This is a genomic window from Bacillus sp. JJ1474 (genome assembly GCF_036965225.1).
GTDB lineage: Bacteria > Bacillota > Bacilli > Bacillales > Cytobacillaceae > Cytobacillus.
In genome coordinates, this window is the sequence record NZ_JBALPC010000135.1 from 7,260 (window position 1) to 9,705 (window position 2,446).

Genomic DNA, 2,446 nt, shown 5'->3' on the forward strand with positions numbered 1-2,446 from the left:
TAAATAAATTGTGATAAAGTATTACTTAATATTCCTTTATATATCTAGCTTTTTTGTAAAAACAACTGTCTTTTTGGGAGAGACATTTGTTTTTAGGAAAGCGACAAACAGGAACTGAATACGTAAGGGGGCCTTGATTATGTCAAGCAAAACATTAGATGCTTTTTTAAAGGAAAACCTAGAAGAGTTAAGAGGTAAGGGACTGTATAATGTTATCGATCCGTTAGAAAGTCCAAACGGACCAATTATTAAGATTAATGGCAGAGAGCTGATAAATCTATCTTCCAATAACTATTTAGGGTTAGCTACTGATGAGCGATTAAAGGAAGCCGCTACAAAAGCAATTAATAAATACGGGGTTGGAGCGGGAGCTGTTCGGACGATTAACGGAACATTGGCCCTGCATGTAAAGCTAGAAGAAAAACTAGCTGAATTTAAACATACAGAGGCTGCTATTGCGTATCAATCTGGCTTCAATTGTAATATGGCTGCTATCTCAGCTGTTATGGACAAAAATGACGCAATTCTTTCCGATGAATTGAATCATGCTTCTATCATTGATGGCTGCCGGTTATCAAGAGCAAAGATCATCCGTTTTAACCATTCTGACATGGAAGATTTAAGAGCAAAAGCAAAAGAGGCGAAGGAATCTGGCTTATACAATAAAATCATGGTCATTACAGATGGCGTTTTCTCAATGGATGGAGATATCGCCAAGCTTCCTGAAATTGTGAGAATCGCAGAAGAATTCGACCTGATTACTTATGTAGATGATGCTCACGGATCAGGAGTTTTAGGTGATGGTGCAGGAACTGTCAAGCATTTCGGGCTTTCTGATAAAATTGATTTTCAAATCGGTACTCTCTCAAAAGCAATTGGTGTTGTTGGCGGATACGTTGCCGGAAAACAAGAGCTAATAGATTGGTTAAAAGTAAGAAGCAGACCATTCTTATTCTCTACATCGTTAACTCCGGCAGATGTGGCTGCAAGTATAAAGGCAATTGAAATATTAATGGAAAGTACTGAATTGAATGAGAAGCTTTGGAAGAATGCTAATTATTTAAAAACTGGCTTAAAGAACTTAGGCTTTGATATTGGTGATAGTGAAACTCCGATCACGCCTTGTATTATTGGCGATGAAGTAAAGACACAAGAGTTCAGCAGAAAGTTGAACGAGGCGGGCGTTTATGCGAAGTCAATCGTGTTCCCGACTGTTCCGCAGGGCACTGGAAGGGTTAGAAATATGCCAACAGCAGCACATACGAAGGAAATGCTTGATCAGGCTATTGCAATATATGAACAAGTAGGGAAAGAAATGGGTGTAATTTAATTAATTTGCCCCTCATTCAACATTTTTGAAGAATGGCAATGGAGACGAGAATTTTCACAGAGGAAGGTTTGGTTATTAAATGAAAAAGGTTTTTATTACAGGGGCTTTAGGTCAAATTGGATCTGAGTTAACGTTAAAACTTAGAGATATTTATGGAGCAGACAATGTAATTGCCACAGATATAAGAAAAAATGATTCAGAGGCTGCACTTTCTGGTCCTTTTGAAGTTGTAGATGTAACAGACACGAAAACGATGATTGAAATGGCTAAGAAGTATCAAGTGGATACTATTATTCATATGGCTGCCTTACTTTCGGCTACCGCTGAAAAAAATCCGGTATTCGCTTGGAATTTAAATATGGGCGGGCTCATGAATGCTTTAGAAACAGCGCGTGAGTTAAATTGCAAATTTTTCACTCCTAGCTCAATCGGTGCCTTTGGTCCATCAACGCCAAAGGATAACACCCCTCAAGACACTATTCAGCGTCCTACGACTATGTACGGTGTAAATAAAGTGGCGGGAGAATTACTTGCAGATTATTACTATTATAAATTTGGCGTTGATACAAGAGGTTTGAGATTTCCAGGATTAATCTCACATGTGACCCCTCCTGGAGGCGGTACAACCGATTACGCTGTTGAAATTTACTATGAAGCAATCAAAAATAAACACTATACTTCCTATATTGCGGAAGGAACCTATATGGATATGATGTATATGCCTGATGCATTAAATGCAATTGTAGACCTGATGGAGGCAGATGCTTCAAAATTAAATCATCGAAATTCATTTAATGTGACAGCAATGAGCTTTGAACCGGAACAAATCGCTGCAGAAATTAGAAAGTCCATACCAGAGTTTACGATGGATTATCAGGTGGATCCTGTTCGTCAAAAGATTGCGGACAGCTGGCCAAATTCGCTTGATGCCACAGCTGCAATAGAAGAGTGGGGCTTTAAGGCAGAATATGATCTTTCAAAAATGACAGCAGATATGTTAGAAAAGCTACGTAAATAATTTAAATTGCAAACCAAAAGGCAGCAAATAAAGCTGCCTTTTTTTTATATGTTAGGAAAGGTTAAATTGAAGTGCATAATCATAATATTAATTTGAAT

At 38.0% G+C, this 2,446-nt stretch carries 2 protein-coding genes; both read left to right on the plus strand.

Features of this window, described 5'->3' with window-relative positions:
* The first annotated feature begins 139 nt into the window (after nt 1–139).
* On the plus strand, nt 140–1,330 hold the full coding sequence (locus V7164_RS16560) for a glycine C-acetyltransferase (RefSeq protein WP_335354630.1): 1,191 nt from the start codon (nt 140–142) through the stop codon (nt 1,328–1,330).
* Nucleotides 1,331–1,409: 79 nt separating this feature from the next.
* The gene (locus tag V7164_RS16565) at nt 1,410–2,348 is read left to right on the plus strand and encodes an L-threonine 3-dehydrogenase (protein WP_335354631.1); all 939 of its coding nucleotides are present in this window, start codon (nt 1,410–1,412) and stop codon (nt 2,346–2,348) included.
* The last annotated feature ends 98 nt before the right edge of the window (nt 2,349–2,446 follow it).

Excerpts from the sequence above, each read along its gene's own strand:
- V7164_RS16560 (WP_335354630.1), top strand. The coding sequence starts at position 140 with ATGTCAAGCAAAACATTAGATGCTTTTTTAAAGGAAAACCTAGAAGAG.
- V7164_RS16565 (WP_335354631.1), top strand. The coding sequence starts at position 1,410 with ATGAAAAAGGTTTTTATTACAGGGGCTTTAGGTCAAATTGGATCTGAG.